At 39.3% G+C, this 25,220-nt stretch carries 28 protein-coding genes and 1 pseudogene; 23 read left to right on the forward strand and 6 right to left on the reverse strand.

All coding sequences use genetic code 11. The features are described from left to right. Window positions 1-138 (forward strand): annotated as a pseudogene (locus D5F11_RS07105) (IS256 family transposase); the annotation flags it as partial. A gap of 50 nt (window positions 139-188) precedes the next feature. Here the strand turns inward: D5F11_RS07105 and D5F11_RS07110 are convergent. Continuing rightward, window positions 189-1,037 carry a toll/interleukin-1 receptor domain-containing protein gene (locus tag D5F11_RS07110; RefSeq protein WP_120119595.1) on the reverse strand — a complete coding sequence of 283 codons (849 nt, stop codon included), beginning with the start codon at window positions 1,035-1,037 and terminating at the stop codon, window positions 189-191. Between the two features lie 172 nt (window positions 1,038-1,209). Next, window positions 1,210-2,202 carry a DUF4917 family protein gene (locus D5F11_RS07115; RefSeq protein ID WP_185830550.1) on the reverse strand — a complete coding sequence of 331 codons (993 nt, stop codon included), beginning with the start codon at window positions 2,200-2,202 and terminating at the stop codon, window positions 1,210-1,212. A 143-nt stretch (window positions 2,203-2,345) separates the two neighbouring features. Here D5F11_RS07115 and D5F11_RS28320 point away from each other — a divergent pair, with 143 nt between their 5' ends. Next, window positions 2,346-2,561, forward strand: a complete 216-nt coding sequence (locus tag D5F11_RS28320; RefSeq protein ID WP_120119597.1) for a WYL domain-containing protein — start codon at window positions 2,346-2,348, stop codon at window positions 2,559-2,561. 3 nt (window positions 2,562-2,564) lie between these two features. Beyond that, window positions 2,565-2,780 carry a hypothetical protein gene (locus D5F11_RS07125; RefSeq protein WP_120119598.1) on the forward strand — a complete coding sequence of 72 codons (216 nt, stop codon included), beginning with the start codon at window positions 2,565-2,567 and terminating at the stop codon, window positions 2,778-2,780. Between the two features lie 34 nt (window positions 2,781-2,814). Here the strand turns inward: D5F11_RS07125 and D5F11_RS07130 are convergent, their stop codons facing one another. Then, on the reverse strand, window positions 2,815-3,705 hold the full coding sequence (locus D5F11_RS07130; protein WP_120119599.1) for a helix-turn-helix domain-containing protein: 891 nt from the start codon (window positions 3,703-3,705) through the stop codon (window positions 2,815-2,817). 548 nt (window positions 3,706-4,253) lie between these two features. On the opposite strand from D5F11_RS07130, the gene D5F11_RS27300 reads away from it, so the two are divergent. Both D5F11_RS27300 and D5F11_RS27305 read left to right on the forward strand, forming a co-directional pair. Then, entirely contained in the window at window positions 4,254-4,526 is a 273-nt protein-coding gene (locus tag D5F11_RS27300) for a hypothetical protein (protein WP_245998111.1), read from the forward strand. A 344-nt stretch (window positions 4,527-4,870) separates the two neighbouring features. Beyond that, entirely contained in the window at window positions 4,871-5,287 is a 417-nt protein-coding gene (locus D5F11_RS27305; protein WP_245998139.1) for a tyrosine-type recombinase/integrase, read from the forward strand. Between the two features lie 32 nt (window positions 5,288-5,319). Here D5F11_RS27305 and D5F11_RS07140 read toward each other — a convergent pair whose 3' ends face one another. Beyond that, a complete protein-coding gene (locus D5F11_RS07140; protein WP_120117540.1) occupies window positions 5,320-5,835 on the reverse strand; it encodes a hypothetical protein in 516 nt (171 codons plus the stop codon). 290 nt (window positions 5,836-6,125) lie between these two features. Between D5F11_RS07140 and D5F11_RS27310 the strand changes: the two genes are divergently transcribed. Beyond that, complete coding sequence (locus D5F11_RS27310) at window positions 6,126-6,392, forward strand: hypothetical protein (protein ID WP_245998113.1); 267 nt, start codon at window positions 6,126-6,128, stop codon at window positions 6,390-6,392. A gap of 112 nt (window positions 6,393-6,504) precedes the next feature. On the opposite strand, the gene D5F11_RS28025 is transcribed toward D5F11_RS27310, so the two are convergent. Next, complete coding sequence (locus D5F11_RS28025) at window positions 6,505-6,582, reverse strand: YjcZ family sporulation protein (RefSeq protein ID WP_373316437.1); 78 nt, start codon at window positions 6,580-6,582, stop codon at window positions 6,505-6,507. Between the two features lie 178 nt (window positions 6,583-6,760). On the opposite strand from D5F11_RS28025, the gene D5F11_RS07155 reads away from it, so the two are divergent. Further along, a complete protein-coding gene (locus tag D5F11_RS07155; RefSeq protein ID WP_120117542.1) occupies window positions 6,761-7,168 on the forward strand; it encodes a DUF1064 domain-containing protein in 408 nt (135 codons plus the stop codon). Window positions 7,169-7,232: 64 nt separating this feature from the next. Further along, a complete protein-coding gene (locus D5F11_RS07160; RefSeq protein WP_120117543.1) occupies window positions 7,233-7,631 on the forward strand; it encodes a DNA adenine methylase in 399 nt (132 codons plus the stop codon). A gap of 33 nt (window positions 7,632-7,664) precedes the next feature. Here the strand turns inward: D5F11_RS07160 and D5F11_RS26095 are convergent, their stop codons facing one another. Further along, entirely contained in the window at window positions 7,665-7,817 is a 153-nt protein-coding gene (locus D5F11_RS26095; protein WP_185830551.1) for a hypothetical protein, read from the reverse strand. Window positions 7,818-8,524: 707 nt separating this feature from the next. Here D5F11_RS26095 and D5F11_RS07165 point away from each other — a divergent pair. The 15 genes from D5F11_RS07165 (at window position 8,525) to D5F11_RS07225 (ending at window position 25,101) form a co-directional block, all read left to right on the forward strand. Next, window positions 8,525-8,722 carry an XtrA/YqaO family protein gene (locus tag D5F11_RS07165; protein WP_120117545.1) on the forward strand — a complete coding sequence of 66 codons (198 nt, stop codon included), beginning with the start codon at window positions 8,525-8,527 and terminating at the stop codon, window positions 8,720-8,722. A gap of 29 nt (window positions 8,723-8,751) precedes the next feature. Continuing rightward, on the forward strand, window positions 8,752-9,819 hold the full coding sequence (locus D5F11_RS07170) for a DUF1643 domain-containing protein (protein WP_120117546.1): 1,068 nt from the start codon (window positions 8,752-8,754) through the stop codon (window positions 9,817-9,819). 27 nt (window positions 9,820-9,846) lie between these two features. After that, window positions 9,847-10,536, forward strand: coding sequence for a hypothetical protein (locus D5F11_RS07175; RefSeq protein WP_120117547.1), 690 nt, complete (start codon window positions 9,847-9,849; stop codon window positions 10,534-10,536). Between the two features lie 30 nt (window positions 10,537-10,566). Beyond that, window positions 10,567-11,529, forward strand: a complete 963-nt coding sequence (locus D5F11_RS07180) for a HEPN domain-containing protein (RefSeq protein WP_120117548.1) — start codon at window positions 10,567-10,569, stop codon at window positions 11,527-11,529. An 83-nt stretch (window positions 11,530-11,612) separates the two neighbouring features. Next, window positions 11,613-11,768: a hypothetical protein gene (locus D5F11_RS26100; RefSeq protein ID WP_185830552.1), complete on the forward strand. Its 156-nt coding sequence runs from the start codon at window positions 11,613-11,615 to the stop codon at window positions 11,766-11,768. A 187-nt stretch (window positions 11,769-11,955) separates the two neighbouring features. Then, complete coding sequence (locus D5F11_RS07190; RefSeq protein ID WP_120117550.1) at window positions 11,956-12,456, forward strand: sigma-70 family RNA polymerase sigma factor; 501 nt, start codon at window positions 11,956-11,958, stop codon at window positions 12,454-12,456. 426 nt (window positions 12,457-12,882) lie between these two features. After that, window positions 12,883-13,047, forward strand: a complete 165-nt coding sequence (locus D5F11_RS26105) for a hypothetical protein (RefSeq protein WP_185830553.1) — start codon at window positions 12,883-12,885, stop codon at window positions 13,045-13,047. Window positions 13,048-13,247: 200 nt separating this feature from the next. Next, a complete protein-coding gene (locus D5F11_RS07195) occupies window positions 13,248-18,191 on the forward strand; it encodes a peptidoglycan DD-metalloendopeptidase family protein (protein WP_120117551.1) in 4,944 nt (1,647 codons plus the stop codon). After that, window positions 18,188-18,526, forward strand: a complete 339-nt coding sequence (locus tag D5F11_RS07200) for a distal tail protein Dit (protein WP_120117552.1) — start codon at window positions 18,188-18,190, stop codon at window positions 18,524-18,526. The genes D5F11_RS07195 and D5F11_RS07200 overlap by 4 nt, the downstream gene beginning before the upstream one ends. Next, window positions 18,501-18,884 (forward strand): phage distal tail protein, encoded by a 384-nt coding sequence (locus D5F11_RS07205; protein WP_120117553.1) that lies wholly within the window; start codon window positions 18,501-18,503, stop codon window positions 18,882-18,884. The genes D5F11_RS07200 and D5F11_RS07205 overlap by 26 nt, the downstream gene beginning before the upstream one ends. A 66-nt stretch (window positions 18,885-18,950) precedes the next feature. Then, entirely contained in the window at window positions 18,951-19,214 is a 264-nt protein-coding gene (locus D5F11_RS07210) for a hypothetical protein (protein WP_120117554.1), read from the forward strand. Between the two features lie 64 nt (window positions 19,215-19,278). After that, complete coding sequence (locus D5F11_RS26110) at window positions 19,279-19,443, forward strand: hypothetical protein (RefSeq protein ID WP_185830554.1); 165 nt, start codon at window positions 19,279-19,281, stop codon at window positions 19,441-19,443. A 332-nt stretch (window positions 19,444-19,775) separates the two neighbouring features. Then, window positions 19,776-24,458: a phage tail spike protein gene (locus D5F11_RS07215; protein WP_120117555.1), complete on the forward strand. Its 4,683-nt coding sequence runs from the start codon at window positions 19,776-19,778 to the stop codon at window positions 24,456-24,458. Beyond that, on the forward strand, window positions 24,455-24,880 hold the full coding sequence (locus tag D5F11_RS07220; RefSeq protein ID WP_245998115.1) for a hypothetical protein: 426 nt from the start codon (window positions 24,455-24,457) through the stop codon (window positions 24,878-24,880). The genes D5F11_RS07215 and D5F11_RS07220 overlap by 4 nt, the downstream gene beginning before the upstream one ends. After that, a complete protein-coding gene (locus D5F11_RS07225; RefSeq protein ID WP_120117556.1) occupies window positions 24,880-25,101 on the forward strand; it encodes a hypothetical protein in 222 nt (73 codons plus the stop codon). The genes D5F11_RS07220 and D5F11_RS07225 overlap by 1 nt, the downstream gene beginning before the upstream one ends. Window positions 25,102-25,220 lie beyond the last annotated feature (119 nt).

The raw sequence follows: 25,220 nt of genomic DNA on the forward strand, positions 1-25,220 counted from the left end.
TTAAAAGTATTGTATTTACGTATTAAAGAACTAGAAACAAAATGGGAGGGTGGCCGTATCCAAAATTGGGCCATGGTCAGGAACCAACTACTCCTTCACGACGAACTGAAAGATAGGGTTTTAAGATACCTTGAATAAAGTGTACTTACACACTTTATTTGACAAACCCAATATAGCCCCATCTGGGGCTATATTTTTAAAATTTTACTACCATTAGCGAACTTTATTAACTCTTTTGATTCACCTTTAGTTTGATATAGTTTAAAATCTAACCCTAATCCTGAGATTTTATTTTCATCTATATATATTTTAAACCTTAATTTTTCATATTTATCTATGGGCATATTAAACTTATAAAGGTAAGAGTTATATGTTAATCCTAAGTGTTTGTTTTCCGCAACACCTTCAAAATAGCCATGTTCATACATTCCTGAAACAAGGCATTCGACTTTATAGAATGGGTTTTTAATATTAGATAAAAACTCAATTGTAAGGTTGTTTTCAATAAATCTTTTTATGCCAACTTCTATTTCTAGCTCAAGGCAATTATCGGAGTTAGTTTTTTGACTTATAACTTCAGCATAAAGGTTACTAAATTTTTCTTTATACATATTTTCTGTAGCTAAGTTTGGTTTTCCTTCAATAAACCTATTAATTTCTTCGATCGTAACCTCTAATCCATTTGTATAACAGTTGATATAAACCAGATCATTAAATATTATTGGGACATCTACATCGTCACATAACACAGGAATGAAATTTAAACCTTCTCTTGCTTTTTTATTAGTTAAATAGCTATTTAAAAAAGCTTGCCATTCTCTTTCAACATGTGCGCTTTCTAAACTTTCTTTCGTAATAAACAAAAAGAAATACTGAGTTGAAGTTAATCCTTCGTTCATTCGAGCAATTATGCTTTCACCAAACTCGATTGACCATGTATCATAAAATACATTATTTTTTCCGTACGTTCTTTTTAATTGAAGCGCAACTTCATTAACAAAATCTTTGTCTGTAAAAGTATGACTAATAAAAATCACCTAATATCAACTCCTTAATTTTTACAAATTACTACAAACCCAAAAGCATTTTTTGTAAAGTTGGCTGTTTTCTCCCCAGTATGTAAATCGATACCAACTACTACTTTTCTACAAGTTTCATTAAAACCCTCTAAAAACTTTTTATAAAAATAAGCCCATCGTTGACCGGGCTTTATGTGTTGAGTACAATATCGGAATTAATGTGCATAACGTTATCATAAAATGTCCCAGAGTTGAAAAATAATATGGTTTTATCTCTAAATTTGTCATTTATTGATTCTTTGATTGATTCCTGTCGAGATTTATCGAAGATTCCATATGCTATGTTTTCAATACCAGATGCATTTATAGCTTCAATTATATGCTTGTCATTATCTGTACTAAGGTCAAGCCCAAATATTGTTAAGTCACCGTCTATTTCTTTTAACGAATCGTAACAAAATGATAGATAATGGTTATTTTCTATTTGTCTTAACTTACCTTCGTAAGATCCCTCTGAAACATAAAGTGGTGCACGATCTTTTTTTATTGATTCCACCACTGATTGTATAAGGTAGTCGTGCCTATTTTCCACCTTCACAACATCACCCAAATGGTTTATGTAAAAGTGTAATGCACCATGTAAGTAAAATAATTTCAATCCATCTAAATTTTTATTAGGGTTAAAATATAAATAACCTTTAGGACGTCTGGTAAAAAAATCAGTCACGTTTCTTCTTTGTTTACTTAAAAGTTCATTTATCAACCAATAAGGTATTAAGTCATAATTAGTGGTAAATACGCTATCAGTGAAAACGCGGAAGCAATAGTTTTGCTTTACGTTAGTTTGTAAGTACAGATTTTCATAATCTGGATGGACACTGATAATTGACGAAATCAATGAACTTTTTATTCTTTCGTAGCTATCCTGTAATTGGGTTGTATCAATGTTAAACTTTTTGTTTATTTTAATCGCATTTAAAAGATGCTCCATAATGTGTTCAAAGTTGCTGGTATTAAATGATTTAAAAAGCTTTCGGTCAATATCATCCATTTCGTATTCTACATTTTCATATAACGAATTATAGCTAAACTTGTCCCATACGCTAATAGAAAAACCATTTCCTATCAATAAATGATTAGGCTTTATTTTTTGTTCGAAATATAAATCTTTATAATCATTCAATAAAATAACATCCTCTCTTATTTGATTCCTATAACCTTGATTCAACGTTTATGTCAAAATACCTCCTTTTATTTCTATTGCACACAGAACGATTGTTCGCATATAATATAAAATAAATACAAACAATTGTTCGGGGTGATGATATGAAAAGCTTGTTAAAGCGTGCAGTAGAATCCAAACAGAGACTTGAAATGATCTACATAAACAGGGACAACCAAATGTCTCAGCGCGTCATTAAAGTGATAGCCGTTACTGATTCCGCATTAAAAGCCTACTGTTATCATAAAAGACAATTCCGCACCTTTAACCTAGCCAACATATTATCGGTCGCCCCGGTAAGGCAAAGGAGGGGAGCATAGATTATGAAGCGAAATCCAACCCAATATGCACAGTTGATTTCAAAATTTATCTCAGAAGTAAGGAACATATATGAGCGTGAAAATGGAGAGCCTGAAGTTAAACCTCTTATTAATTGTCCTGTTTGCCAAGCAGAAACAGACAACTATGGTTGTGTTTGGCAATACAATAAACACGTACAGTTTTACTGTGAAAACTGTGACTTCGGCTTTATGCAATAAGTGAAGGTCCTTCTCTTTTGAGAGGGGCTTTTATTCATCCAGCCATAAATCCCCGATCAAAATAAAGCTTGTCCATTAAGTTGTTGACAATGCCATTAAAGTATCCAAAGATGTTATTCATTTGCACGCCCGTTTTAACCTTCATGACAAATTCTTTTATCGCTCTGACACCGATAGCCAACTCCTGGTCACTATTAAATGCTCTGTCGCCAGTAAAGACATTCACAACACGATTGCATTGCTTAACAACCTTCCAAAATTCTTGGATGGTTAAGGAATCTTTATAAAAATAGCTGACCAAAGATGCAAAGTGTTTAGGTACCCAATAGCCCACAAACTCTGCTTGTTTAAAATTATCCTCGTTAGTTAATAGAGATTCGGTGGCAGGCCTGCCATCTCGGCTTTTCCCCGGAAATGGGGAAAAGTCCTTCATAAAATCATTAACAGCAACATCATTACGTTTATTTATAAGATTTTGTTTTAAAGGATTAGAACTTGTTTTAATGGTCGGACACTTTGTCGGACTTTTAACAGGGGCCTTGTCGGACACTTCTTCATTAATAGGTTGAATAATGATAGCATTAGCTGTCTGCAGCATATCGGATTTTCTTTTCATGGCTACCTGACGGATCATGTCCAACTGTTCTAATTTCTTCATTAATCTTTGTACAGTTTTATAAGAAACCTCTAATTTATCAGCAATTGAATTTTTGCATAGGAAACTAACGCCAACATATTTACAGCTGTGGCGCTTTAAAATTTCCAATAGATCAATAAGCCTAGCCTGTACATCGGCACGCTTAACAGATGATTTGATAATGTCTCTGTAAGTTCGTACAGCTTCATTTAATGATTCCACGTCTTTAAATGTAGAAAGGTTAGTATATGATTCTTCTTGAGCAATTACATCAATGCGGGTTTTCATCATACTGTCTCCTTTGCGGAAACAAAAAAGCAACGGCCTGTTGTGCAAACCGTTGCTAAATAAACCCTATGATTGTAAAATGTTCATAAGGGTACAGCAAGTGTTTGCCTGGTGCGTCAGGCGGACGGTATAAGGGTGTGGGGACACCACTTATACACGCTGTGCTCTTTTGTTTTTATTAGTTAGTTTTCCAGTTCATCCTTTAACGCTTGTGACCAACGTGTGACCAACTTTTGATATTTTGTGACCAAAAGTGTTAAAACCAGAAAGTTATTGAGAGTTTAAAAGTTAAGTAATGCCGCCATATCAATGATTTGAGAGTAGGTGATTTTTGATGATAGTATATCCTATCACCTTGACAGGGTGGAGGTCGCTGGTTCGAACCCAGTCGGAATCATCGCACGGCGTCAGACGTTGGTATTACAGCGTTTGGCGCCTTTTTCTATGCGTTGACATAAGCGAAGACTTAGGTGTCAGGGTAGCGGTCCTTTAAACCGACAAGGTGGCGGTTCTCATGTTCGGTGACATAATCGAAAGGAGCGACCAAATTGACGGACATTCGAAAAGGGAAACGCGTTAAGAACTCTCGCTCAACAGTCCAGAGAAACACGTACAAACTCGACAAGTTGTTCGAACAGTTTAAGGAAGTAAAGAAAGCCGAAGGTATTGCCTACAGCACGATCAGTCAATATGACGAGAATTTCGCTTACTTTGTCGACTATTTAGACTGTGCAGACATACCCCATGATATACGCAAGATAAACGAGGACGTTTTACGAAGTTACGTAGTTTATATGCGTGAAGAAATCGCGCGGTATTAGGGGCACAAGTATAAGCCTGAGGCCGTACAGACAAAAGGCTTGGCGCCAAGCACGATTAATACGAGGCTTAAAACGTTACGTGTTATGTTTAACTGTTTAATAGAAAAAGGGCTGATTAGAAGTAATCCCGCATTAGGCGCAAAGAACGTATCCGAACCCGAAGAAGCGATATGCGTACTGGAAGCGGATGAACTTCGTCAGTTATTATCCTCACCAAATCAACGGCAATTCGCGGACTTCCGAGATTACGTATTAATGAACTTCCTACTCGACGGCATGACGCGGATCAGTGAAGCTTTTCCGACTTCAATCTGAAAGAACACCTCATAACCATACCGGCGTCAATCGCTAAGAACGGTAAGTTTCGAATTTTACCAATGAGCCAATCGACAACGAAATTAATTGGAGAGTTAATTCGGGAGAATAAAGAGGACTTTGATAGCGAGTACGTTTTCCTAGCTAACTACGGCGAGCCTGTGTCTCGGGATCACTTCCGTAAACAGCATAATATGTTCGCTAAAAGGGCGGGCATCAAGAAAAATGTTCATCCGCATTTATTTCGCCATACAGCCGCAACTATGTTCCTCGAAAACGCTGGAGATATGCGTCACCTTCAATTACTATTAGGGCATTCTGACTTGCGGATGGTGCTCCGGTATACGCATCTGTCAGGTAAATCATTAGCGAAGCAGCATGCGGCATACTCTGGCATTAACCAGGTAATCGGAAAAAATAATAAACCTCGTAAAATTAAACGGTAATCAGATAAAGACCTCGCAGTTAAGCGGGGTCTTTATCTGATTACCGGGGCATACCATACATCATCGAAATACATACCGCTGTCATTACGCCCAAACGTATACTTTACGATATTGTCGCCTTCAACATGGTACGGAACCTCCCAAAATATGGTAAGCTTTTTTACTTCGTCGAAATCCTTCATACTCGCGGCCAAATCTTCGGAGTAATTTTCCGTCATGTTACGTGTGTTTTTGGCGCCAATCTTCACGTCCCACACATAGAATACCTGTACTTTACTAATCGAGGTCTTATGATATTCCTTGTCAGTACGTTCTTCTATGTGGTTTTCTATCGACCATTCTGCACTTGTTTCTACAGGGTCTATGCCTTCGGAGGATTCTTCCTCTTTATCATCGGAAACCTCGTCTTCCTCTGCATCCTTCTCAGGCTTGTCGTCGTCATTCTTAACATCTGCAACTGCTCGATCTGATTTATCCGGCTCGTCTGTGTCAGTGGTAGCGATGAATCCAATGACGGATATAACAAGAATTGCAATACAGCTTCCCATCATTATTAAAGCCTATTTTTCGGATACTCTTAAAAATTACAAGAATCGCCGACACAATTAATGTTGGTACGGCTATTAGGGCTAGTACGAAAAATAAAGTGTTCAATAATAACTCTCCTCTGCGTCCTTTATACAGGAATATTCTACAACATTAAAAAGTTTTTTCATGGAAAATGGTCCAATTTTCGATAGTCTCGTATCCTTCCTTAGTGACATCGGAAAATTATTCCAAAATAAATGTCCCACTTTTTAATTTTTACTGACGATATACGAGTAAGGAAATTGATAGATTGGGTTACACGGATTCACAAGACAACCTCGTAAGCATTGAAGCCCAAACGGAGCACTCGCTAACTACCGGCAAGTCTGAGACACGCATCTTCGTCAAAATGTACGTTGATGCTGTTCGGTCCGGCCTAATCGCAGACATGGGCGAGGATGAAATGTTCGGCACTTATATCGATCAGCGAGATGAGTTTTTGAGAGATTGGGAGTCTGAGGAATATTCTCCTACTGGATCACTTGTTTTTAAAGAGGAAGATGTTGAGGTTAATTGAAGAACTTAGGAAAGAGGCAGGATATTAAAGAGCGCCTGGCGGAAGCGCTCTTCAGGAGGTGAGTTAAAGGGCTTAAATAACGTTGTGGTGTCGGTCTACGTATGTGGATGGACTAGTAACGGACAAATGCTGTGCCGACAATAATCAACAGAATGAAAAGCACCACGATTAACGCGAAGGAGCTGCCCATTCCATAACCACCGCCGTAACCGTAACCACCACGTCCACAACCGCCGAAGCATCCCATATAATTCACCACCTTTCGAAAGGATAGTTCAGTTTATGCAAGTTTCTATAAAACGAGCTAGTAAGAAGCGGAAAGGGAGTAAAATGGTTGAATTTATTAGATTTAATAGAGGAGATTACAAATGAATCAACGTATGCCGGTACAAGAGTACAGAAAGATTAGGAGACCACGGTCTAAGTACCGGAACAAAAAGGTCGAGGTTGATGGCCATGTTTTTGACAGTATCGCAGAGTCAAAGTACTACCAACAACTAAAGTGGCTGGAAGCCAATAAGCAGATATTGTTCTTCCGTCCTCAGCCCAGGTACTTGCTCCAAGAAGCCTTTGAAAAGGATGGCAAGACTCATAGAAAGATAGAGTACATTGCGGACTTTGAGATACACCATACGGACGGATCCATTGAAGTGGTGGATGTAAAGGGAGTCAAGACGGATGTTTTCCGGATGAAGGAAAAGATGTTTCATAAGCGGTACCCGCACAAGTTGTCGATTGTGCAATACGAGAACGGGAGATTTGAGGAAGTGAACTAATGAAAGCTAGATCACCTTTAATTTGGTTCGGCGGCATAGTACCAGCTCTAGTCAAAACCCGGCGATGGGGTATGTCAACGCCTGTCAGGTCATTCGGAAGTTCGTCAAAAGGATGCAGGGAGTAATGATCGAAAGGCTGGATTTCAGGACCTTAATAGAAAAATACGATTCGGAAGAAGCCTTTTTTTATGTTGATCCTCCATATGCCGGCCGAGAAAAGTCTTATGCAGGAGGGTTCACGTTGGAAGATCATTACGAACTGGGAGAATTGCTTAATTCAGCTCGAGGGAAAGTGATCCTATCTTATTACGATGATCCAATAATCGCCGAAATTTATGGTCATTGGAACATTGAGCGACACAGCGCCTTTAAGCAGGCGGTAGGCGGACAGAACGTTGGAGGCCTGGCAGAGGAATTGCTGATCATGAATTATGAGACAAGGCAGTTAAGTTTATTTGATTAACGCATAGCTCAATGTGAGAGAAGAAGAGATATCTTAAGGGGCCATAGCAGCTGTTACAAGAGCTGATCCACAAAGCGCGGTCAAATGACCAGTAATATCAGCTAAACTTTCTAACAAGAAATTAATTGTCATATCAACCACCACCCTGTTTTTAGCTTTAAATAATAATTGCAATGTAATAAGCAATACAAATAACACTGCTAATGGTCTTTGACCAGATGGTCCCTTAAAACATATCTAAAGATATATTAACATTTATTTCGGTTAGAGGAACAGATTTTAGTAAATACGCTGGTTAAAAGAGCAGGGGAACATCCTCCCCTAGCTATCTTAACCAAGATGAAGGAACGCGAACAGATAAGGTAATAAGAAAATTAACAGAGACAATAGGGTTAAACTTATACCTACCCAAAAATATTTCCTCCAACATTGAATAACTACACCAAGAATGAAGACTGCTGCAGGAATTAACCAAAGGGGCATTGGAAACATGGGGGCATCTGGACCATATTCTGATATAGCTCCGGAAGCTGTCCAATAGGATACAGGAAGGACCAAAAGACCGCATAAAGGAAGATAAACAAATCGTAGTATATTGACGATTTTTTTCATAAGAGGGCTCCTTTTTACTTCTTTTCACCTAATTACAACACCTAATTTATTTATTTTTCTGATTATTAATTCGCGATATGAACATAAACGGGCACAGGATGTGATCCCATGCAACAAATCAATCAGGGCCTGAGAGGCATAGTCAAGGGGGGCGTGGTGGCCGATAAGGAGAGTTGATCAGAAATGTGTTGTCAGAAGACCAAAAATAAACAAAAAGCCAGGATCCCTCCCGGCTAATCAAATCGGCAAGTTGATTATACCATATTTGGGAGGGATCTTTCATGAGATTACAAGATATTGAATTAACTAGTACAAATAGACTACAATTAGATTTAATGGAAATACCATCCAGCTGCGTAATTGTCATTTGTGATGGAAAAGCGAAGTTGAGAGAGCTTCCTCCTCATGGAGAATACAAGATTGTTACACACCAGGGGAAAGTGAAGCGGATGCGAAGGGAAGAGGGGGAGGAGTTTTGAATTTCTCCCTTTTTATATAAGGAGAAAAAATGGACAATTCAACTATTAAATTATCTCATGTTATTGAAACTCAGGCGATTTTTAGTGAATGTAAAAAATATCGCTATTCTTTAACACGGAAAGTAACAACATTAAAAGGCAAAATTACTTTTATCATGTTTAACCCGAACATTAGAGATGATATCCAACTGGGTTCTACATCTAATTATTGTTTTAATTATACTTTGGACAATAAATATGGTGCCATGGAAATTGTTAATTTGTTTGCCCTTAGAACCAGAAGCATCAAGGAATTAAAAGAATGTGTAAGGAATAATGATATTGATCCTGTTGGAGATTTAAATAATTGGTATATAGAGAATGCGATTAAAGATGCTGATAAAGTTATATTGGCTTGGGGAGCAGCTGGGGGATTTCAAAGAAGAGATAAATATGTATTGAATTTATTAAAAGAAACACCTTTATACTGTTTCGACACAACTATTCAAGGTAAACCTGAATATCCTAAAAGAAAAAAGGATTACAGCCACCGAAGATTTTATAATTCAATATATGGTGAGGAGAGAGGGAGAGGAGTTTTGAACGAAGATTTAGTAAACTGGATTTTAAAGACAGAATTAAAAGACTGGTTACAATTAATTTCAGTCATTATAGCAACAGTAGCAGCTATAGCCTCATGGAAAGCCGTTAACCTTACGGTAAAACAATATAAGCTAAACGAAAAGCAAAAGGCAATAAAAATAAAACCTATATTTAGGATTAGAGGGATAAGCCGACAAACTAATGGTTTTTTCTTAGATTTAGAGAGTAAAGGCCATCCATTTTACCATATAAAAGATGTGACTTTCACAGGTTCTGGAGTCGAAATTGAAAGATACTTCAATGGAGAGGTTGGAACAGATAAAAGTAGTGCTTTAGATAGCTTTGCAATTGTTGTAAGAATAACCAAAGACGCTACAACCGAAGGAGCCATTCATATAACTGGAATGGATATAGAAGGAAATAAGTTCGAAATAAAAACTCCGGTTATTAAAATAAAGGAAGGAAAATTAGAAAATGGAATAGACATTCATAAACAATACCTGATAGATGTATAGTTCTACTAGCCCATTGGAGGACACTGAGTGGCAAAAATCGAAGGTAGAGGGGGAGGAGTTTTGAGGCTTAGGGATGACTTTTATTTTTGGGCGTCCTGGATATTGCTTGGATGTTTATGCTTTTTAATATTTTATCTGTATCAAGAAGAGTATAAATTTGAAAGGATTCTTGACACCAAAACTATTCTAGGTGTAATAGGAACATTAGGCGGAGCATTCTTAGGAGCTTATTTTGCAGGTAAATACACTGTAAAATCGGTAAGAGAACAAATTAATTATGATGCAGCTAAAGAAAAGGAAAAGGAAAAGGTTAGCCAGCAAAAATATGATGTTTTTCTTAATATGCATTTGAAATTAATGCGTAAAGAAGTAAGTAGAATCTCTTTCTTTAGGAATCTCCACCTTTCACATAATCCGTATAACGTTGATCCTTTAAAGGAAATAGAAGCTGTATTATATAAATTAAAAGAAATTACGAGAACATTACTAAGTATTGATCTTAAGTACATATCTGTAGAAAACTATAAACTACTCGCTGAAATTAACGAAAAAATCTATGATATAGAAATTAATTTTCAAGGGCATTTAGCTACGGAAGAAGATGAGGCAAAAAACCATATTTCAATGGCAGTGCATCAAGCGGATCACTTGATATATATAATAAATGAAAGTTTAAAAAGTTCTACCGGCACACTGGAGGGCACTGAAAAAAAGTGAATTGAGTACGAGGGATGAGGGGGAGGAGTTTTGAAAAGTGAAGACTGGGATTCATTATCTGATGCTGACAAATTGAAAGACATAAAAACGAGATTTCAAGGTCATAAAGACAAAATTAGCAGGTGCAAAAAAAGATTGGAAAATGACTTGTATATTGCTGAGGGAACATATTTTCTGCTAAATAACTTTAGGGATGACTTTTCTGATAAATTAATATTAAATTTTGGGAGAATACAGGAAATAGAAGATCCACCAGACTATGAGTCGTTAACAAGTGCACTAGAAATAGAAAGCAAACACCTCGGCGGTAACTTAGTCGGATTTGCCCAGGAAGCAAAGTTTGAACTATTTATATCAGCAGAGGCTTTGGAGAAAAATCCCGATTTACTTTTTTATTTTACTGCACTGTTGCGAATTAAGACAGGTGAAAATTTCGTTGTTTCATTTGGGGCTTCCAAGTCATGGTCAACCATTATGGGAGTGGAAAATTCAACGATTTCAATCATAGTAAATGAAGAGGTAGACAAGGTTTGGAAATTCGGAAAAAGTAATCACATTACGTTAGAAGATATTCAGTGGGTAAATGATAAAATGGATATATTCAGAGAACTATGTCAAAATGAGCACTTTTCCACCGCGATTGAAAGTTATACAACCTTTAATCATATTTCCAATTTGAGGATGGCCACCGCTTTGATATGGGCAGGAATAGAGTCATTATTTGAAGTTAACCAAGAAATTACTTTTAGGCTCTCAACAATTATTGCATCATTTCTCTATGAAAGGGGAAATGAAAGATATGAGTTTTATCGCAAATTAAGAAAAATGTATGGTTTCAGGTCAAGAGCAGTACATGGGTCAAAAATAAAAACGGAACAGGTTTATGAACATCTAGACAATACCAAGGATATTTTTAGAGCGATACTTACTCGAATTGTCAATGACGGAAAGTTGTATAGTCGGGAGGAATTCGAAAAAAGTATATTTATTTAATAGTCCCCCTGGCCAACCAGAGGACACTGAATGACGCAAAAAGCGTTATTTGGTGTCCTTTTTATTTTAAAGGAGGAAAAACTATGATTATCGCATTTCAAATAGTCCTATTATGTATCGTCGTTATTTCATTTTTAGGGGTGATGGGTACCAATAATGATGTGCTTTTACAGGATAGATTGATGGGAGCCTTTTACGCAAGCCTTGTAGCATTCATCGTGAGTGTGGTTTGGCTATGAACAAAACATTTAAAGAGCAGCTGCGGAACTGGAAACAGCAGCATCAGGAAGTAAAGCAACGCAGGAAGCCACAGAAACGCCGTACAGAGCGATTGACGGAATTCGAACTCAAAAGCCTTATGGATGTAAACAGACCGACATACAGGAGACACAGAGGTTCCTTTAGACAGCGTTAGGAGGTATTTTTATGCCAAATTGGGCGGACAAATTGATTCAAGAATACTCAGATGGAAAAAGCCAATTATTAAGAGCCAGCAAAAATTTGGATAAAAAGAATCCTGTCGAAAGTGAGTACAAAACTATGATTAATAGCATGGTAGAGGATATGGATTTTGCCATTGAGTGGCTAGAAACTGGGAGACAACCAGGAACATATCGGGGCGTTGATAAGAGATCGGTTTATCAAATACGTTCTCTTGAGAATATGGACTTGATTCCAGATATTGCGGATCAGTTGGATGATGTAAATGAACGAAAGCCACTGATGACAAGAGAAGAAAAAATTATTCTCCAGGATATTCTTTCATCATTTTCCCGAAGGGAGCGGCAGTGCTATTTATTGAATGTAGCTCAAGGAATGAGCTGGGCGACAATTGCCGATGAATTAGGCATCAGTAAAAGCTCTGTACAAACGCATATTAAACGAGCTAGAAATAAGGTGGAAAAAAGAATAAATGAGGTGGGATAATAATTTATGTCATGCGGTTGTCATGCGAAGTCTGTACTAGTGATGAATCTTTTTTGTATCTGTCGCGCTGTCCTCTGGAAAAGGATGGCGCTTTTTCATATCTGATTATATAATTTTATTTTATTAATGTCGGGCCACTCACCATTGACAATTTGTGTCGATGGTAAGGGTAAAGCACAATTACCTTTCCTAGGATTTAGGTAGATTAATAGATATCAGTAGCAATGGTATAATGTAGTTCCCATCAATTACTATGAGGCAGATATCAATGTAAGTCATGCTTTCACCTCCCTTCCAGGAAGGTATTAAATTATATGCAGCCACTTTGGAAATATTCAATATGGTTTTGTCGGTTAATGTCGAACGAATTAAGTAGGTAAATAGTCCTTTTTGGTGAAATGAGTAGTCAAAAGGGAGGGTATCTACTTGTCTAAGTCAAAATTAGAAATGCTGGTAGATGATCAACAATTTGGAGTAGGGAACAAAAGCGTCGACACAGGAATTATGATTAATGATCATAACGATGCGGTTGATTATTTGATTCTTGAATTTAATGACCGCTTCGGAAACGTTTCAAGGCAACAGGCGTAACGGCTGACAATCTATCCAAGTCTGTTAAATCAGCGGGTGCTAGGTTTAGAGACTTTACCCGCTCAACCGGAAAATCTCTAGTTAATTTTGGGAACGACCTGAAATCCATCTCTAACAAAACGAAAGAGGTGGGCGATAGTTTAACCAAAAAGATATCCAAACCAGCCGCGGGAGCAGCATCCGCATTAGCGGGTATAGCGATGGTGAAAGGTCTTGGTCGTCTAATAGGCATAGACACAGCCAGAGCAAAGTTACAAGGTCTTGGTCATGATGCTGAAGGCGTGGAGAAAATCATGGAGTCGGCCCTTGATTCCGTTCGTGGCACATCGTTTGGGATGGATGAAGCTGCAACAACAGCAGCAAATGCCGTGGCTGCCGGAGTTAAAGAAGGGAAGACATTAACACGGTATTTGTCTTTGACTGGTGACGCAGCGGCAATTGCTGGAGCAAGCATGAGCGAGATGGGGTCTATCCTAAACAAAGTCAAAACGTCTAATAAGGCATACAATGGCGAACTTCAACAGTTATCTGACAGGGGCTTGCCAGTGTATCAGTGGCTGGCTAAGGAGGCCCACGTGGCCGCAGATGCGGTGTTTGATATGGCTTCCGACGGACAAATATCATCCGAAATGCTGATGAATGCCATCGAGAAAAACATCGGTGGTGCAGCTAAGAAAATGGGGGAAACGTCATTTACAGCCGGCCTCGCTAATATGTGGGCAGCGGTCGGTCGTATTGGTGCTTCCTTTTTGGATGCAGGCGGTAAGGGCGGCGGTTTTTTCTCCCAACTCAAACCATTGATAGCGGACTTTACCGGAAGCCTTGACACGATGGGTGGCATGGCGGAAAAAGCTGGTGTGAAATTCGGAGAAATGTTTGCCAGTTTTATAGACAAAGCGAAAACAGTAAAGTCAGCTTATGACAGATTATCTCCTTCTGTCCAAAGCATCATTGATAAGGTTGCGATCGTTGGGTCCATCATAACCGTTGCACTTGGACCTGTGCTAGTAGGTTTAAGTATGTTCGGAAAGTTTATAGCCAATGTATCTGATGGACTTGGAAAACTATTAAAATTTTTGTCGCCAGCTATAGACAAAATAAAAAAGATCGGTTCGGCTGTATTCAGATCAGGTAAGGCAGTAGGGTTATTGGGGCGCTTGTTCGGCTTTTTAACTGGGCCAATAGGGATCACGATATCTGTGATAACAGGGTTAGCCTCGGCTTTCGTGGTTGCTTACAAGAAGTCGGAAACCTTTAGAAATGTCGTTCAAAATGTCGTTGACAAGGTAAAACCCGTAATCGAAGTCCTTAAAGATGCTTTCGTTTCCTTTAAAGACAGTGCAGTGGATTCATTTTATAGATTTATAGAATTCTATAATAAAGCGGCTAAAAAGTTCAAAGATGGCTTTGGAAAAGTCGTTGATAAGGTAAAACTTGGCATCGAAGTTCTTAAGGGCGCTTTTGCTTTCTTTAAAGCAGATGTTGCTGGTTCTCAATCTGGCAAAGGAAAAGCGATGGGGTTTCTCCTAGAACTTTTACCAGCAGAACAGGTTCAATGGGTTGTGAAAACTACAAAGAAGATAAGGGAAGAACTTTCTGGCCTTATAGATTTTTATGATAAAGTGGCCGGAAAAGTGAAAAAAGGCATGGATTTAATAAAAGGTGCTCTCTCGTACTTCAAGGCCGACTCAGGCACCCAAAAGGGGAAATCCATTGAATTCATGCAGACATTTCTTCCTAATGACGAGATGCACCGTGTTATTAAGGCTGTACAGAAAGTCAAAGGTGTAATTGATAAGGTTAAGGATTATTTTTCAGGCCTCAAGGATTTCTATGATCAACTGACTGAAAAAGTAAATAAAGCTAAGGACTTATTAAGAGGTGCACTTTCTTACTTTCAGGCTGATTCTGGGACTCAGAAAGGAAAGTCTATTGAGTTTATGCAGACTTTTCTGTCCAACGAGGAAATGCATCGTGTCATCAAAGTCGTCCAGAAGGTCAAGGAAGTTATATCTGACGTTACTGAGTTTTTCAAGGCTAGAGCAGAAGAGATTTCAGCTATCTTAGCCAAAGAAGGGCCTAAGTTTCTATCATTTTTTGGTGAAGTTTTCGGAGCGGTTTGGAAAGGCATCAAAACTGTTGCCGCCTTTTTCAGAGACAAAATATACGAAATAAAAGCTTTTTGGGATTCAGACGGAGAACAAATTCTTCAGGCGTTCAAGAATATTTTTGAGGGCATTTCGACTGTAGTGAAAACAGTCATGGATTTTTTAGTTATTGCGTTCAAGAAGTCACTGCCGATTCTGAAAAAAATATTCGAAGGAACCATTAAGGTTTTAGTCCCTATAGCAAAGTCAGTATGGAGTGGCATACGCGGTATTTTTAAAGTAGTGAAAACAACCATTGAATTTTTAGTTGTTGCGTTTGAAAAATCGCTACCAGTCCTGCGAAAAATATTCGAGGTAACCTTTAAGGTTTTGCTTTTCATAGCAGAGGAAATTTGGGACAACATAAGTGGCGTTATAGACGGCGCCATAAAGGTTATCATGGGGATTATTGAAGTGTTCAGCGGTCTCTTTACCGGTGATTTTAAGAAAATGTGGGAAGGGATTAAAAAAATCTTTTTCGGTGCCCTAAAACTTATCTGGAATGGCATACAGTTGATGATGTGGGGTAAATTGCTGAAAGGCGTTGTCACCATTGGAAAGTTGCTGTTCAACGCTTTTCGTAACTCTTGGAAAGCCATAGTAAATACGATCTCCAAAATCGTTAAGGGTATCGTAGATTTTGTGAAAGATAGATTTACAAAATCGAAAGATACAGTGAATGGTATTTTTCTCAAGTTACGAGAGCTGACGAAAAAAGCTTGGGACGGAATCAGAAAAAGAATCGTTGATCCAGTGAAATCTGCGGTTGACGCAGTTAAAGCAAGATTCACTGCTGCTCGTGATACTGTCTATAAAATTTTCAACAAAATAAGAGATATAGCGAAATCAGCTTGGGAAGGTATTAGAAAAAGAATTGTTGACAAGGTTAAATCGGCAGTTGATGCGATCAAGACAAGGTTTACCACAGCTCGTGACACCGTTCGAATTATCTTTAACAAAATTAAAGACATAGCGAAATCAGCATGGGATGGTATTAAGAAAAGGATTATCGATCCTGTGAAATCCGCAGTTGATACGCTGAAGACAAGATTTACTAATGCGCGCGATAATATTCGCAATATCTTTAATAAAATTAAAGAGATAGCCAAGTCTTCCTGGGATTCCATCAGAAAGAGGATTGTTGACCCTGTAAAGTCAGCGGTATCCAGTATCCGAGACAGGTTTACCACGATGCGCCAGACGATATCCGATATTTTCAAGAAAACGAAGGATAAAGTGGGCGAGTATGTTTCCGGAATGGTCAAAATCGTCAAGGATATGCCAGGGCGCATGAAAAAAGGCATCGCGGAAATGAGTTATAAGGTCTACGACGGCATGAAAGGTCTTGCCAACAAAATGGTACAAGGACTAGGAAAAGGTGTTAATGGTGTTATCAGAGGGATCAACGATGTCCTTGGAAAATTGGGCGTGAATGAAAAGAACCACTTAGGTACATGGACTGTCCCGAAGTATAAAAAAGGAACAAAAGGCCATCCTGGCGGGCTTGCAATTGTAGGTGACGGCGGTAAGCAAGAGTTGATCCGGACACCAGATGGGAATTTGATGCTTAGCCCTAATAGGGACACCTTAGTCAATTTGCCTGAAGGGACATCTGTTTTATCTGGAGAGGAAACTGAAGCATTTTTAAATATCCCCGCCTATAAAAAAGGTATCGGTGATGTTATAGGAAGCTTAAAATCAGGAGTTAAAAATACCTATAATAAAGTAAAACATACAGCCCTAGATGTTTTTGAGTATATAAGCAAGCCAAAAGAACTTATGAAAAAGGTATGGGCGAAATATATTCCTGATATGGGTCTTTCGGGTGCAATGTCAAAAATCGCTAAAGGCGGAATCAGCTTTATCAAAAATAAGGCTATTGATTTTGTAAAAGATAAAATGAATGATTTTGCCGCAATTGATGGCGGGTCCTTTAGTTTTGGTGCGCCTTTCCATAAAACATCAGGTTACGGGATGCGTTGGGGAAAACTGCATAAAGGTGTTGACTATGCTGCACCGGCGGGAACACCTATTCCAGCGCAGGCAGGAGGTAAAGTCATTTCTGCTGGCTTCGGAAAATCCGGTTCTGGCTTTGGTGGATACGGGAACTATGTCCTTGTCCAAGGTGCAGGCGGCTTATCCTATCTTTATGCTCACAATAGCAAGAATAAGGTTAAAGCTGGCGATACCGTAAGCAAAGGGCAGATCCTAGGATTAGTCGGAAGCACAGGCGATAGCAGGGGTCCACACGTTCACTTTGAAGTGAGGAAAGGTGGACAGGCAATCAACCCCGAATCATTAGGTGGTGGTAGTTTCAGCGGCGGCGTAGCCGGTACAGCTAGTGTGAGAAATTGGATCAAAGCTGCTATGGGTATAACGGGCGTTCCGGACAGTTGGTTAAAACCACTTACAACCATTGCGATGAAGGAGTCCGGCGGTAATCCAAGGGTAGTCAACACTTGGGACATCAACGCCAAGCGTGGTACACCGTCCATGGGACTTATGCAAACGATCATGCCGACATTCATGGCATACAAGAAAAAAGGCTTGGATAGCATCATGAACCCGATCCACAACGCTGTTGCAGCAATCAATTACATCAAGAAACGTTATGGCACCGTCTTTAATACACCAGGAATCAAGTCAATGATGAGTGGCGGCCCTTACAGGGGGTATGCAGATGGTGGGATTGTGGATTATCCGCAATTAGCGTGGATCGCTGAAGGTGGTTGGGCTGAGTCTATCATTTCCCATGATCCAGCCAAGCGAGTGAGCCAGCGGGCTATATGGGAGCAGACTGGACGAGAGTTAGGTTTTGATCGAGGAAGTGACAATGGTGAAGTTATCAGTTTGCTCATGAGGATAGCAGAAGCTGTTGAAGCTGGACAAGACTTGCAAGTCATCATGAATGATCAAGTTGTCGCAAGAGTCTTGGAACCTGTTATTACCAAGTTGCAGGGCAGAAAAACAAAACGTACAAGGAGGGCGCCTAAATGATCAGCATGACTTTTAACGGAATACGAAAACCATTCGTTACCGTTTTGGAGAAAAAGCGGCCATATTGGGCGCCTTTAAATAGAAATATCCATACAACTCGGTCTGGTCATACCAGATTATTAAGCACTGAAAAAGAGGTCTTGATGATCCCTGTTACCTTATTCATTGATGGTAATAGTAAAGAGGATTTGTTGAATAAAGCAGAAGAAGTTGCCGGGTGGTTGATCACGAAGGAAGCAGAGAAGCTTACATTTGATGATCAACCCAATAGGCACTTTATGGCGGCATTAGATGGCGGAGTAGACGAAGATGAAATCGTGTCATTTTCCCGTTGAATTTGCATGTTTGTATAAAATGGGTGCTGAACATACTTTGTCTATCACAACTTCAAATCAAATATTTACTATCGGCGGCCAAGAATCAACGCCTTGGACCAGCCGAACCCGATTCACCGTCCCACAATCGTCATTTAGCTTGGAAACTAGCAAAGGCGGCAAAGTCTTACTAAACTATGATTTTATTGCAGGCGATGTGTTGGAGATTGATTATGGTAAAAGGGACGTACGGCTAAACGGCAAGGATTTGGCTGTTTCCATTGCGTTTGAGACAGTGTGGAAAGAGTTGGAGCCGGGGGTCGTGCAGATCAAAGCGAGTCATCAGACGGAGTTAATGTATAGCGAAAGATATTATTAAAGTTGTTAAAGAAGGACTTCCCTCGCTTTTTGTCGAAAGCAATTGTTAGCAGAAAGGTGGAGGGAATTGAAAACAGTATTTGTTATTTCGTTAAATTCGAAAAAAATACCTGACGGGTTTGATATCATTATTTCAAAAAACGAACCCAGTAGAGCACAGATTGAAGAGTTAATAACATTTATTGGGTTCGGTTTAGAGGAAAAGTGGAATTTGAACTATGTTAATTTTCAGCAAGACCCAGGTAAATGGAAAATTTATGAATATGAAATCGATACAGTTGAGTGTTTTATTGTAGTAGAAAGAGAAAAAGTAATTGAGTTTCCAAAGTGAGGGCGTCCACCAGGGCATTCTTTTTTTAAAAATAAAGGAAAGATATTATTAGGAGGCGGTAAGGATGAGTGAAGAAAGAATTAAGAGGTTAGAAAATAAAGTTGCTGTTTTGGAAGGCTATATAAGCGTATTACAAACTGATATTAATTTATTAATTTCTAGGGCTGGACATTTAGAAGGGCGGTCAGTTGAATTTAAATCAAAGGACCATTCAAATAGACAGCATTAACATTGTTTAGCTGAGTACATTCTTTACGTAGATTTTCAACGAAGTGCTTAAATGGTTCTAGAACATGCAACACTTCTGAGCCTAAATTAGCAGAACAATTAGGGCAAACATATTGTTTATTATGGCTTACGGAGACGACGTTAAATCTTAGTGTACCTCCACAATTACAGTGGATTTCAAATGTTAAATTAATTTTAATCACTTTCTCTCTTTTCTATTTCTTGACCGCCCTTTAGTCCTATTTCGACAAAAAGAGGTGTTATCCTGCAAGAAAGGAGGAAACCTGTGCTTTACATCTATAAAGTAACACTGATAATCGAGGGAGGTGAATCATGCAAATGACTTCTTATCTGCAACTGGATGGAGTTAATGACTATTTAGAAATACCCAGCAATCCGTTGTACACAAATACAGGAGCTTATGAAATATCCTTTCGAACAAGTACACCATCAAGGGAAAAAGAGGGCAATCTGATATTCGGCAAATATAACGGAGAATACTTTAGTACAAACGGCATTGGTATGTATGTAGATAATGGAGGGTTCTTACTCGTTCAAGTAAAAAGTGTTCAAACTGATGGATCTAACTATCATAGATCAAGCATGCAAATTACTGATGGACTGCAACATGTTGTCAAAATTGAGTTTTTCGACCAACAAACAATAAAAGTGTACATTGACGGAACATTAGATGGAACAATTCATTTTAACGAAACATTCGACTCTGCGTCTACACCTATTAGGATAGGTAAGTCAGAAGATACGTGGTGGGGTATGTTTAAAGGTGACCTGTTCTATTTAAAAGTATACAACGATGTCAATACTCTTGTAGGAGAGTGGGACTTTAGGACAGGAACAGTGTTAGATCAAACATCGAATAACAATAACGCGACGTTGATTGGTGGAACATGGGTGGATAACAGTAACATAAACACTGATGAATGGAAAAAACATTCATCAGAGATTTATATACTTAGCCAGGACGACAAACTTTTAACAACTTTATCTGAATCCACTGGGCTTGTCAGTACAATGTTTAAGGACCAATTAAACAACGTACCAGACGAGCCATTTATTTTCACCGTCTATGCAGATGTTAAGCAGGCGCAACATGTCAAAGAGGAAAATCAAGTTGTCTTTCGCGACAAGGAAGGCGATCTGCGGCTGTACGTCATAAAAGAATTGGATGACGTCGACAATAACGATGGCCCACAAACCACGGCTACATGTGAGCCAGCATTTATGGAGCTTAATGAGCATGTCATAGAGGACAGGCGCTTCGTGGACAAAGAAGCACAGGAAGCTTTAACAGCCGCCTTACAAGGCACACGCTGGACAGGAACGGTTGAAGTCTCGCTTGGCAAAGCTACCACAAACTTTTACTATATCTCTTCTGTGGATGCCATCTGGAATATCCTAGAAGTATGGGGCGGCGAATTTAAAGACGTTGTTACATTTGACGGTAATAAGATTACGAAACGTGAAATCCGAATCAAACAGCGTCTTGGAGCTGACAGGGGCGCATGGTTTGAAATCGACCATAACATCGAAGAAATTGAACGTACTGTTTTGTCTTATCCTGTCACAGCGCTTTATGGCCGTGGTGCATCTTTGGAAATCGAAGATGAAGAAACAGGCGAGCATACTGGTGGATATACACGTCTTATTGACTTTGCAGATGTTGAGTGGAAGAAATCGAAAGGTGATCCTGTCGATAAGCCAAAAGGCCAAAAGTGGGTCGGGGATCCGGATGCTCTTTTAAAATATGGCCGTAAGCATAATGGTCAGCTGCTACACCGGTACGGCATTTTTGAGAATGGCGATTATGAAGACCCAGCAGAATTGCTATGGGCCACTTGGCAGCAGCTGCAGGAAGAGAAGAAGGCAGAAGTTAATTATCGTTTGGCTGTCCATTTATTTGACAAACCTGTTAGCTTGGGTGATACAGCTCGAGCGTTTGACCGTCAATTTACACGTCCGATTGAAATCCAAACAAGGGTCATTGCAATTGAATATGATCTGCTGGACATCGAAGGCACAACCGTTGTTGAGATGGGCCAGTTTTTATCTGCCCATGACGATGATCTATATCGGGAAATCAATGATATAAAAGAATCTCTTAACAAGCCAAGACCGACAAAACCTATTGATGGTAATAGCTTCCCGGACATTAAGCCTGGTACACCAGTCAATGTCGAAGCAAACGGAGCCTTCCAAACGATCCATTTGTTTTGGGATTACGACAGCAAGGTTTATATCAGCCATTACGAAGTCTATGGGTCCCAGGTAAAAGACTTTATCCCAGACAGTCAACACATGCTATGGCGTGGTAGAACGTCTGCATTTAACCACGAAGTCAGCACTGACGAGGTTTGGTACTACCGTGTACGGGCGGTCAACACAAGAGGTACACCCGGTGATTTCAGCCCGCAAGTATCTGCAGCAACTGTGCGGATTATTACTGATGATATTCTCTTTGGCTCAATTATAGCCGATCATTTAACAAACAATCTGGATATTGCCGACAAGCTGGCTCAAAACACTATTGATCGTATAAACGAAGGTCCAATGCAGGAAATCCAATACAAGCAAGCTGAGATACAAGCAACTGAGAACAGACTGCTTGAAGACTTAGCTAATAAAGCTGGCCTAGATTATGTCAATGGTCAGTTGATTTCGAAAGTGGATAATATCGACTTTCAAAACGCCATGTTTGATGTTGATACTCAACTCAACACAATTAATGCAAGTGTGACAAACATATCTGGTAATGTGGACAGTCTCACTGGGCAGGTAAACAATGTTAATGCTCAGGTAGCCAGCCTTGACATAAAAGCTAATCAGATAACGCAGAGTGTGAGTGAGGTTCGGGCTGATTTAGATGGGTTGGAGATTGGTGGACGTAACCTGGCATCACGAAATAAAATATTGGCGTGGGAGAATGGTTTTGTTAGAACAGATAACACCTTTCGTCTAACTGGTTTAAAAGCAGGGCTTTCCATTCATGAGAATACTTATGAGCCTGATACAGGCTATGTATTTTCTTTTAAATTTAAAAAAATATCAGGGACAATAAAAAGTGTTGCCGGCCATGCTGCGCTTTCAAATATTCAGGCAGTTTATAGAGATGGTGTAAAACTAAGTTCATCTTCATGGTCAGCGGGAGACGCTAATTTCCCAGATGATAATAAAGTTTATTCATATACAATTTACTTTAAAACAAAAACAGAAATAGGAACTACTAATGACAGGATTTATATCCAGCCTAACAGAGTGTCGCCGTCATATGCTTATGAATATGTTGCCGAAGTTTGGGACTTGCAATTAGAAAAAGGAAACAAAGCAACCGATTGGACGCCAGCTCCCGAAGATACAGACGCCCGTATTAAATCAGCCGAAACTCTTATCGATCAAAAGGCTGATAAATTAGCATTGTCTGCCGTATCGACAAGCGTGGATAGCCTCACTGGTCGCATGTCCAACGCCGAAACAACCCTAAACTTAATCCCTGGGCAATTGGAGGCAAAAGTCGATAATGACGGTATCGTACAGGCTATTAATTTTTCTAAAGAGGGCATACTCATTTCTGGTACCAAACTCCACATCACAGCCCAAACAGAGATTGATGACGCTGTAATCGGTACTGCTGCAATAGCCGATGCATCTATCACAAGAGCAAAATTTGGAAAAGCTGTTATTGGTACTGCGCAGATCGAGGACGCGGCTATTACCGATGCCAAAGTAGCGACTTTGAGCGCTGATAAACTAAATGCTGGCGCCATTCGAGGGATTGATGTGTATGGCTCAAAATTTCGATCTAGTGATGGCTATACATCTTTTTATGTAGAGGGCGGCAACGTGCTCATGACTGTTAATGACGGCAGGAAAATGACAATTGACAATAGCGGGATATATTACAAAGGCGCCAACGGAGACGTTTTGTTCCAGTCGAGCCGTAAACTCACTACCTCCGACATTTTTGGCACGTCCGAACATAACGTTTATCTTGCATCATTCAAGGAGACTCGATCGGTCACATACGATACAGCGCTAACCGGATCGGGCTACGTGGATGACTACGTGTATGTCCCACATCGAGCGCAAGGTTACTACGGTAATTTTCTCAACGTGAACCCGTATGGTGACGCCGTAAACGTCTATTTAAGACCGCTATCCAACGGAGAAGTAAGAGTTACGCGTAACGAAACAACGAATGATTATTTACCTTTACGGGCGCAGAACGTTTTGGCGCATCGAATAATGTTGAATGAATTTGACACGAGCAGTAAGCATTTGTATATCTATGCTCCCGATGAAGTTAGGATATCGTCATCAGTTAATGATAATGGACTTGGAAGATTGCGGGCTTCGGACGTATATGCCAGCAGTATTACTTTAAATGCTTTAGGAAATGCCCAACACCTTAATTTATTTGTTGTTGGTAGCGATGCAGAAGTCAGGATCAAACACCGTCAAGACGATAGTTATCGTCCAATCTCAGCAGCGGATTTTAAAGTTCGATCGAGCCGAAAATCTAAAGAAAATATAACACCTTTTAAAGAAAATGCTTTAGATGCTATAAGCGGATTGGAAGTTGTTGAGTTTAACTATAAACATGACGATTCTAAACGTATCGGCTTTATTGCCGAGGCAAGTTCGGTTATTGCGTCATCTGACAACGAGTTTATCAGTTTATCGGAAGTGACAACGCTACTCACTAAAGCTACAAAGGAATTGGACATGAGAACAGCATACATCGATGAAAAGACTGATTACATTGACGAGAAGGTCGATTACATTGATAGAAAGATAAATGAGTTCAAAAAGGCTTATAACAGCGTTCCTTGTCAACTGCATCGAGAAAGTTGGGATGAAAATGATTCCGAACCAGCCAGCCTAGATGTGAAGGGTATGGATGGAGAGATTGAACACGTCAAAGATGAAATGAATTGGCTCAAACTCGAAAACCAGTATCTTAAACAAAAAATTAAACAATTGGAGGATAAGATTGCATGAAAGTAGAAATCGAAAACGGCAAACTGGCTGCGGCCATTAATTTTATGTATGGGGTGAAACTGGCAAGGAAACAATCAAGATTCCGCCGTCATTTCATTCAGCAAATGAGCGATAGACTGAAACAGGTTGAGGAAGACAGGAAAGCTCTCCTGGAAGAACATTCTCATAAAGATGGTGAAGGCAAAGCGATCGTGAAAGACGGGCAATATGACGTCAAAGACATGGTCGCTTTTTCTAATGATGTGAAAGAGTTAAATAAAGAAAAACTCGTGATTGAGGGCGGTGATAACCGTGAAATGATTCGGACCATCAAAGTTGTGCTGGAAAAGTTAGAAGATGAAGAGTACGAAGGCCAAGACAGCGAAATTTATGATTATCTATGTGATCAATTCAAAGTAGATGAAGAGGGAGAGGATCAATAATGCAAATCACAATTAACCAAATAACGCCACGCCGAGAAAACAATGGAATCACAAGTGTCCAGGTTCATTTCACAGCACGTACACCAGATGGAAACATTAACTTGAGTGGAAATATTCCAGTTGCTGAATTTACAAATTCAATCGACTTCGGCGTACTTGAAACGACAGTCAAGCAGGAATTGATTAATCGGATTATGAACGGTGAGAGTCCTACTGAATAAGTGGGGCTTTATGTTTAAATCATGGCGAAGTGGGTAATATAGATAATATAGCAGTTTACCAAACTGCTAATATAAAAGCGGGGTGATTGTGTGAGTTTTATCATCACTCCAGGGGGTTA

The organism is Siminovitchia terrae (genome assembly GCF_003605405.2).
GTDB lineage: Bacteria > Bacillota > Bacilli > Bacillales > Bacillaceae_C > Siminovitchia > Siminovitchia terrae.